The organism is Flavobacterium sp. (assembly GCF_028712645.1).
In the GTDB taxonomy this organism is placed as follows: Bacteria; Bacteroidota; Bacteroidia; order Flavobacteriales; family Flavobacteriaceae; genus Flavobacterium.
The window spans coordinates 1-10,712 of sequence record NZ_JAQTPQ010000120.1; the positions used below are offsets into that span (position 1 = coordinate 1).

Consider the following 10,712-nt stretch of genomic DNA (forward strand, 5'->3'; position numbering starts at 1 on the left):
GCAAATTTCTTTTTTTTAAAACAATGAAATTCATTGTAAATTAAATTTAACATAATTAGTTGAATCTTATTAAAATTAATATAAGGGGAATTTGTAAAAAAAAATCAATTGAAATGGAAATGCAACAAATTTAGGTATACGATAAACAGCATTATTTTTTTAGATTTTTAAAGCTTGAGTTTAGTGAAAACTTTAAATTTAAGAAAGCCAAAAAGGACGAGAATCTAAAAGATGTGAGTAATTATACAATCTTTTTTTTTGTATTATATTCTGAGTCTGAATTATTGGATTTTTTGAAACTTTATAGTACAGGAGTTCAAATTTTTGTCTGTTCTTTTAATAAAGAGGTATTGACTAAAATGGAAAATATTGCCAATATATTTTTATTGGACACCTCTAAGACAAAAACAGAAATGATAAAAGAATTACATAGTTTTTTTAATTGCATGATATTTAAAACACCTAAAATTAAAGATAAATTAATCGAAAAAAAAATGAAAAAATTTGTTATTACCAAAAGAAAAAACGGAGAATTCCAATTCAACTTAATCGCAGGCAATAATCAGGTAATTCTTGTCAGTGAAGGGTACACAACCAGAGCTAATTGTGAAAAAGGAATCGAATCCGTAAAACGGAATTCACAGGACAGTTCAAAATTTAATCGAATGATAGCTTCAAATGGCAAGCCATATTTTAACCTAAAAGCGACCAATGGGCAAATAATTGGTACCAGTCAGATGTATGAGAGCGAAACTTCACGTGATAATGGAATGGAGTCTGTAAGAACAAATGCTCTAAAAGCAATAACTGTTGACGAGATACCGCTAAAATAATTTAGTAGCCACATTTGACTCATTATTTGTAGTACGTGACTTTTTTACCAAAAACAAAAACAGATTTTATTTTTGTTGAAATTGAAATAATTAAATTGAAATAGATGAAGATTATTATTTTATTATGTGTCTTATTTATTTTGCTGTTTGAATGCAAGTCACAAACAAACTCTTAAATTTAAAGTTTTTAAAAATATTCCATTTTGATGAGAAATATAAAATTGAGCTTAATTCTTGTGTTTACGCTTATTAATTTTAGTTTTGGTCAAGCGATTTATACCAATAAGCAAATAGATAGTTTAATAGCTGTCATTAATTATGGTAATCTAAAAAACTATAGAGCTACTTTACAAAAAATGTACTTCTCCTCTAATCATAATAATTATTTGGAAGGAAAGTGTGTAACAGTACTAAAGAAAGCTAGGTTGGCTTGTGAAGAAGGAAACTACAAATTTGCACATAAATATTTAGATGAAGGGCTTGCCTTGGCTGAAGAAAAAGATGTTGATTCATTAAGATTGTTTGCTGATATTGAATTAGCGGTTTTATCGGGTAGGGAAGGACTTAATGAAAAATCTGTTAAACTTATTGAATCTTGTTTTTCTAGAATTTCAAAGTTGCAGCATTTTAAAAATAAGGAATATTATTTGGGATTGTTATATACTTATAAGGCTATGTTTTCTGCAGGCTTAAAAAAACAACCTACACCAAAAGAGTATTTAGAGTATCACAAAAAAGCCCTGTTTCATTTCACTAAAGTAAAAGGTACAATAGCAATACCGGCCTATACGAATATAGGAAACTCTTATCTTGCTGCTAAAGAATATGATTCAGCCCAGTATTATTACGAAAAGGCTTTGCATAACAGGAAAAAAGTAAAAGGTTTTTTAGCTATTGAATATGCAAATCTAGGTGAGTTGTGTTTTGAGTTGAAAAAATATCCACAAGCACTTTCTTATATTGATAGTTCTAATGTAATAGCAAAGAAGCAACGAGTATATTATCTTCTAGAAAATAACTATGCAACACAAAATAAAATTTATACCGAGTTAAAGGATTATGCGAATTCTTATATAAGTCTAAAGCTACAATTGGTTTATAAAGACAGTGTAAGTCAAGGCGAGAGCAAGATTTTTAAGGAAGGATTTAGTTATTATGATTCAAAGGCTGAAGCTAACAATACATTGTTTGCTATAAATCAATCAATGCTGATAATAGGATTTATTATAATTGCTTCATTATTGTTTTGTTTGTACAAGAGTTATGTTAAAATATTGAAGAATAGAGCCTTGTTAAAGGAAAAGGAAAAGGAGATAAATGCAGATAAAGTTCAAATTGTTTCGTTAAAACAAAAAATTACTACTTCTTATGAAGAGGTAATAGTGATGGCGAAAAAAAATAATCCGTTATTTTTTAATTCTTTTAAAGAGCTTTACCCTGATTTTTACGCTAAGCTAATAGCAATGCAGTCTGAGTTAACTCCTACAGAACAAAAAGTTTGTTTTTATCTTAAACTTAAATTTAGCACCAAAGAAATTGCTGATTATACTTTTGTATCTGCTAAGGCCATTCAAAATCGAAAAAATAGGTTGCGTAAAAGATTGAATATCCCAGAACGAGATGATATTTATGCTTGGGTTGATACAATCTAACTATTTCACCAGTAGTTGGGTTTGCATAAACCTTACTACTTTTTTTACTTAATTTTACACGACTAACCGAAAACATTTTCAAGACAAAGGGCTACTTTTAACAGTATGCCCTTTTTTTATACTTTTTGCGTCTAAAAACCAAAAGTAATAAGTTTCCAATATATTGAAAAAAAAGCTTGTCAATCGGTTAATTTTCAAGCAATTAACAGCTAGGTTCTATTAATAATTTTTTATGATTGTCCGCTAAGCGGACTAATAACCCAAAATAGCACTCAGATGACACAGATTTGACGGATTTTCGCTGCTATTAATATAAAAATCCGTTTTTATCAGTTTAAATCCGCGTCATCCGTGTGCCATTTTCAGAATTGGTGCAAGCAACGGATAGTCATTTAATTTTTTACCACATAGATTTTTAAAAATATAATTTGCAAAGAGGTTTTACTTTGTCAATTCGCTTTGCTCGAGTCCAATGTCATTAAGTTAAGCAAAAAGTGTCTCAATCTTGTCATTCCGACAAAGGAGGAATCTTATATATTGCTCACGTTATGCGATTTCTCCCGTTGGTCGAAATGACAAAGAATCCTTAGCTTAATGATATTGCTCTCAGGTTATATGCATTTTATTTACTCATAGCTATGATCTGAGACCAAAGGTCGAACAGACGAAGTAAAACTATGATAAGCGAAGCGTCTTTCTATTAAAATAAAATTTTTTTCTATGTGGTTTAAAGTTTTTAATATTAATCGAGTTCAGGTTGTTAATTAAACCTAAACCTCTGATGCTTTTTTTCTTTCATTAGTGCCTATCTTTTTTGAATAGTAAATCTCTTTTTCTCAAGTTAAAGTCAAATACGGTATGTTTTTTTGTTTTTAAATAACAATTTAAAAGCAATATGCTATTGTCTTAGTAGTGATATATCGATTAAAGGAATTAAAATACGATTAAAGACCATTTTTTTTATAAAAAATTTAATAAAATACTGTTTATTAGGTGTTTGTAAACAATAGGTATCTATGTGGTATGTGTATTTTAACGACTTTTTTTATTTATGAATACTTTTATAACTATGATTAAGCCTTACTAATTTTAAGAAATAATGAGAGCAAAAGGTACTATCTAACTTCTGTATTCCCATAAGTTGGCCAACTGAATTTTTTTAATCTAAATAGTATTTATGGATTTAATGAATTTTCAGAAAAGCGAATTATTAGGGAAGAATTATTTTGATAGTACTCTAATAGAAGTCAAAAAAAAATCAAACACAAATATCAAAACAATGAAAAAAAGAATGAACCAACAACTAAAATCAAAACAATGAAAAAAAGAATTACCTTATTACTGCTCCTTCTCTTAGGATGTTTAGATGTAAGTGCACACTCTTTCTTGGTTAGTTTTCCTAACCACACAACAGCACCTACACAAAACCCAAAAAACCTTGTGATGTGTAATAGCGCTTCACTCTTAAAAGTGAAACTCATTGTAGCCTCAGAAGCAGCTACAAGAGCTATTATAACCTCACCACTTCCTCCAAGTAGCAATTACTTGCTTGGAACCGAAGCAAAAATAGTAGGAACTCCTGCTATTACCATTACCAAAAGCGGTGGTGGTGCCAATGCGCCAAACCATTTGTTGGAAACCAATTGTTCAGGTTTCCCAAATTTGTTTAATCTAAAACAGCCAGGATATGAAAAAGTTTAACTTGCTAAAAGGAAGTATTTTATATTTACTTCTTACTCTTTTTTTTAGTACTCAATTCGTTTATTCTCAGAACTGTACAGCCAATGCTGGTGGGAATGTTATTGTATGTGGTGAGTCGACAACTCTTAATGGATCAGTTTCTGGTACACTTGGGGTAGGTACACCTACATGGAGTTTTGTTTCTGGGCCTGTGACGCCAACAATTAGTTCTCCTAATAATCTAACTACAGCAGTAACTGGTATGTCGGTTGATGGTAATTATGTTTATCAATTGTCTTATCCATGTGGTACAGGTATTTCACAATCATTAATAACGGTAACAGCACACCCTAGACCAGCATCATTTACAGCTGGGACAGATATTACAGGTATTTGTGCGACAACAGGAACTGTAAATCTTGCTGGTGTAATACCTCCTGGATTTACAGGTCATTGGACAGCGACTTCTTTGTATAATCCTTCTAATGGTTCTGCAAATGCAACGTTAAGTGATCCTGATATTAGTAATCCAGTGTTTTCACTTATTAATGCCGCTAATCATGATTATGATCCTGCTTATAAGTTAACTCTTATAATTACTTCAGTTGATGGGGTTTGCTCTTATACAGATGACATGATTGTTAAATTTTGTCCTAATCCTCAAATTAACCTGAATAGCGCTTCCTTTTGTGTTCCATCAGGTTCTACAAGCTCTTGGATGGATTTAAGTTCTGCTCCCTTTTTTAATTCCAATACTACTGATTCATCAGGAAGTACTGCTTCTGGAACTGCAATTACACTTAATGTAACGAGTCAGCCAGCTGGTGCTAATATGACATTTAATAATATTGACCGTCAAAGGATTTATTTTAATGGAGCTACAATTCCAGGAATATATACTTTTACAATGACCATTACAAATTGTTGTGGAACATTTACGACTGCTCCAATAAACTTTACAATTAATGGAACTTCTCCAAAATCCTTAATTTTTCAAGTTCCAGGGCATAGTGCGCCAGAACAACTTACTTTATATTCTTATGGGGACTCTCACGGAGAAGTACATTGTGGTATTGCTAATACAAGTACTCCAGAGCTTTTTTATTTTAATATTGACCCAGCAGATTCTCCTGCTGTAACAACAACTGTTACCTCTTCGGGAATATTACCTCCTGGAGCAAGTATCCCAACAATAACTGTTTTTGGAACTGGTACTATGAGTAGATATGCTTCTGTTGATCCAGGGGCAAGTGGTTGGAAAGTAGGCACATATAGATTTGATGTTAGTGTATCTGATGGCTCTTGTGGAACAAGTAATGCCTATTATATTCATGTATCTGATAATTCACGTTTACCTATTCAAGTGCCTGATACTTCTATTTGTTATCCAGGTGCAGGTGTAACTTCAACAAGTATTCAATTACCTCAAGTTTACAAACAAGTTGTAAATTCTAGTTATTTTCAAGATTTTAGCGGTTGGTATAACTTTACCGTGATTTCTCAGCCTGTGGGTTCTTTACCTGTGCAATTTACTCCAGAATCAGGAAGAGATTTAACAGATTTAACCACTACTATTTCTAATCTTTCATTACCTGGTGATTATGTAATAAGAATAACACCGTTCAATGGAAACGGAGTTGGTAATTTTTTAGAACAAGAATATGCTTGCTCTGGAATATCTCAAATGTATGATGATTTTACAATTCATATAGATCAACAAATTAATGCTAATTCTGGAGCTGATCAAGTTTTTTCTTGTTCTTCTGATGTATTTTTGCAAGGAAGTACTGTAGGAACTGGTACTGGAACTTGGTCTCTAGTTAGTACTCCTGTAGGAGCCACAACTCCAGTAATAATCAATCCAAATAGTTTACAATCAAATGTTACTGGTTTTGATACCATTGGTACTTATGAGTTTATGTGGACTATAACATCTGCTCATGGCGTATGTACTAGTTCAGACAATGTGAGTATGTCATTTAGTACATTAGCACCTGTTGCGCCAGCAGTTGGCTCTGTGTCTCAAACCTGTACGGCATTAGGTTCTATTACAATAAATACACCTTTGCCAGCTGCAGGTATAACATATAGTATTGATAATGGAGCAAATTTCCAATCAAGTAATGTGTTTAATAACTTAGCAGCAGGTACTTATAATGTACTTTATCATTCTACTAGTATTGGATGTAATTCATACACAACAGTTGTAAATATTACTGGACCTCCAGTTTTACCTGATACCGATGGTGATGGAGTAAGTGATGCTTGCGATTTAGATGATGATAACGATGGTATTTTCGATATTGATGAATATGCACCATGTGTTACAGGAGTTCCAATTATTTATGATGCAGATGGTACTGCAGCAGCTACTTCAATTGATGGTCAAGGTGTCGTTACTTTTACCGCAGGAAGTGGAGGAACTGCTGTTCACGGTACAGCTACAACAACTTTTGTAGCAGGAGGTGCGTTAGGGACTTATCCTAATTATGCTAATGGTGGTAACAATATTGATGCTACAGCATTAGGAGGTGCTTCTGCAAGTCTTGTTACAGGAGGAAAAACAGTTCTTACTTTTGATAAATTAGTCACTATGAGTGAGTTTAATATTAGAAGTATTGCTGCTGCCAATGTGAGTTTGAGCTATAATGAAATTCTAACAGTTAAATTTTATAAAAATGGTACGCAGGTATTTTTTCCTGGTACTCTTTTTACACAAGGAGTAGGAACAATTTATCAACATCCTAGTTATCCTTATCCTTATTTTGATGCCGTAACAAGTGTAGCTTATCCAGCAGATGTTACAAGTGGTTTAACATCTCCATTGGAAGCTAATTATAGATTTGCCATCAATAACCCTATTGACGAAATAGTTATTGAGCAATATACAGGAAGTAAACAGTACAATGTAGGATTTAGAGTTTATGGCGTTTGTTCTGGATTGAAAGATACAGATGGTGATTTAATTCCAGATGACTTAGACCCTGATTCAGACAACGATAGTTGTTCAGATGCCAACGAGGCTTATGGAACAACCACAGCACAAGGAACAGATGGTAATATGTACTATGGTAATGGTAACCCTCCAGCAGTAAATGCTGATGGAACTGTTATCGGAGCTACATATCCAGGTACAAATGCAAATGTGCTTACTGTTGGAGTTGGAAGTACAATTAATACAGCACCAACAGATCAAGTAATAGCAGTTGGAGGAACAACAAGTTTTAATGCAGCTGCTTCTGGAGGTTCAGGAGTTACGTCTTACCAATGGCAGGAAAGTACAGATGGAGGAACTATCTGGACAAATATAACCGATGGAGGTATTTATTCAGGAGCTACTACAAGTACGCTAACTTTAACAGGAGTTACTGTTGGTATGGATGGATATGACTATCAAGTCGTTGTTACTGAAACTAATTTTGTTTGTGGTAAAGCAACTTCTACAAGTGCTAATTTAACGGTAAATAGTTTAATTACACTAATCGGGGTAGCTTCAACAAGTTGTAATTATGGTAATTTAGATTATACGGTTATTGTGGGAGTAGATGGTACAGCACCATTTACAGCTACAGGTACTGGAGCACCAGGAACTTGGTCAGGCAATATTTGGACCTCAAGTCCAATTCCAACAGGAACCAATTATAATGTAGATATGCAAGATATTAATGCATCCAATACATTAAACGTAAGTGGTGTAGCACCAATATGTGTTGATTCTTGTTTAGTGGGAACCGATACAGATGGAGATGGTGTTAGTGATTTATGTGATCTTGACGATGATAACGATGGAATTTTAGACACAGTAGAATGTCCAGCAAATGAAGTTCTATTTGCCAACCTGAAACCTTTGTATCCTGCCGTAATACCAGCTACAGGATTGACAGTTGGAGATAGAATTAAAAAAACAGGAGCATTAGTTTTTGGCGCACAAACCTATGATATGATTATAGAAATGACTTCTGTTCAATTGGGAACAGGAGCTATAACATTGCAATCGGGTAGTTTAGTATTGGCTAATTGCGTTCCAAACACGAACCCTTATGCAGGTATGAAAGTAGAATTTGTACCTACAGGATCAGCACCTACTGCCGTAGGCACAAATCCAGCTTATACACCAGCAACAATACCAGAATGGACATTGTTGGTAGGAGATGTTGACGGTAATGGAAATGCCAACTTTGGAGAGGTAATCGGTTCAAGTCTTGCTTACTATCCAACAGTTGCATCAGTTGGTTCTCGTTTGTCTAATTTAGGAATTACTTTAGACGTCTCAGGATTTGGTGGTCCAGGAGCAGGCTATGTTTATCATAGGCCAATTCAATTAGATGGCACTACAATAGTTCCTAATGACACTACCAATAGTCCTGCTTATGCCGTTCAAGGTACATTTGTCAATTATACCACAAATAATTATGTTTATGGATTAACAGGAAGTCAATCTACACCTGTTGGAGCAAGAGCTATGTATGCCGAAATAAGCAATCCTTCACTATGTGATGATGATGGTGACGGCATACCTAATAGTTTTGATTTAGATTCAGACAACGATGGATGTAGTGATGCCAATGAGTATTATAATTCAGCTACTGCCGATGGTGGTGATGGAGGAGTTTATGGAACAGGTACACCAGTAATAAATGCTGATGGAACTGTTACTGCAGCTTCTTATACAGGAAGTTATGCTAATGTAAACATAGCAACTGGCGTTCAAATAACTACAGCTCCTGTAAATCAAACCATTGTAAATGGAAACAGTACTACATTTAGTGTAGTTGCTACAGCAACAAACACAACTGTTTATACTGGTACTGCACCAAATACACTACCTGATTATACTCATCCAACTACTGTTGACGTTTCTTCAGGCTTGGTGTATCAATGGTTAGAAAATGGAATTCCTTTAATTAACACTGGAATCTATAGCGGTACTAACACGGCTACTTTAAGTATTTCAAATGTAACTGGCTTAAACGGAAACGTGTATACAGTAGTAATTACACATCCAAATCGTGTTTGTCTTGAACAAATAAGTGCAACTTTATCTACATCTGAAAATCCTGCTATAGTAATTACCAAAGATGGTACGTTAGATATGGGTGCCGATGGTGTGGCTAACGTAGGTGATGTTATCAACTATGTATTCACAGTGCTAAATACTGGTAATGTAACCTTAACTAACGTTACTGTAACGGATATTAATGCGACTGTTACAGGTGGTCCTATTGCTACTCTAGCTGTAGGTGCAACTGATAGTGCTACATTTACTGCAACGCATATCTTAACACAAGCTGATATTGATGCAGGTTATGTGTATAACTTAGCAACGGCTACAGGTACATCTCCTGATGGTAATCCTGTAACGGATGATTCAACTGACCCTACTCCTTGTACAACTTGTCCTGTAGACCCTACTTGCCCTGATTGTACTATTGTAGAGATTGTTCTTGCTCCTGCTATAGTAATTACCAAAGATGGTACGTTAGATATGGGTGCCGATGGTGTGGCTAACGTAGGTGATGTTATCAACTATGTGTTCACAGTACAAAATACAGGTAATGTAACGTTAACTAACGTTACTGTAACTGATATTAATGCTACAGTTACAGGTGGTCCTATTGCTACTTTAGCTGTAGGAGCGACAGACACTGCAACATTTACTGCAACACATATCTTAACGCAAGCGGATATTGATGCAGGACAAGTGGATAACTTGGCAACGGCTACAGGTAATGACCCTGATGGTAATCCAGTAACTGATACTTCAAGTGATCCAACACCATGTGGCACATGTACACCAATTGATCCAGCTTGTACAACATGTACAATAGTAGAGATTGCACCAACACCAGCGATAGTAGTAACCAAAGATGGTACCTTGAATATGGGATCAGATGGAGTTGCTACAGTAGGTGATGTAATTAACTATGTATTCACAGTTCAAAACACAGGAAATGTAACGTTAACTAATGTAACGGTAAGTGATTTAAATGCAACTGTAGTAGGAGGCCCTCTAGCTAGTTTAGCTGTAGGTGCTACTGATTCTGCAACATTTACTGCAACTCATATCTTAACGCAAGCCGATATTGATGCGGGTTATGTTTATAACTTAGCAACGGCTACAGGTAATGACCCAAGTGGTAATCCAGTAACGGATACCTCAAGTGATCCTACACCATGTTCAACATGTCCAGTAGATCCAACATGTTTAGATTGTACCATTACACCAACGCCACAAACACCAGCAATTGTTATTACAAAAGATGGTACTTTGGATATGGGCGTTGATGGAATCGCTACCGTAGGAGATGTAATCAACTATGTATTCACAGTTCAAAATACAGGTAATGTAACGTTAACTAATGTAACAGTAACGGATATTAATGCGACTGTTACAGGTGGTCCAATTGCTAGTTTAGCAGTAGGAGCGACTGACTCTGCAACATTTATAGCTACTCACGTATTAACACAAGCTGATATTGATGCGGGTTATGTTTATAACTTAGCAACCGCTACAGGAGCAGACCCAGATGGTAATCCAGTAACGGAT

At 34.6% G+C, this 10,712-nt stretch carries 4 protein-coding genes; all 4 read left to right on the plus strand.

The window, feature by feature from the left end:
- The first annotated feature begins 494 nt into the window (after nt 1–494).
- On the plus strand, nt 495–833 hold the full coding sequence (locus tag PHC28_RS10395) for a YegP family protein (RefSeq protein ID WP_300099699.1): 339 nt from the start codon (nt 495–497) through the stop codon (nt 831–833).
- Between the two features lie 206 nt (nt 834–1,039).
- Nucleotides 1,040–2,485 (plus strand): hypothetical protein, encoded by a 1,446-nt coding sequence (locus PHC28_RS10400; RefSeq protein WP_300099701.1) that lies wholly within the window; start codon nt 1,040–1,042, stop codon nt 2,483–2,485.
- A 1,317-nt stretch (nt 2,486–3,802) separates the two neighbouring features.
- Nucleotides 3,803–4,186 (plus strand): hypothetical protein, encoded by a 384-nt coding sequence (locus PHC28_RS10405; RefSeq protein WP_300099703.1) that lies wholly within the window; start codon nt 3,803–3,805, stop codon nt 4,184–4,186.
- Nucleotides 4,173–10,712 (plus strand): hypothetical protein (locus tag PHC28_RS10410; protein WP_300099706.1); only part of this gene is annotated, 6,540 nt, incomplete at its 3' end. The genes PHC28_RS10405 and PHC28_RS10410, both read left to right, overlap by 14 nt.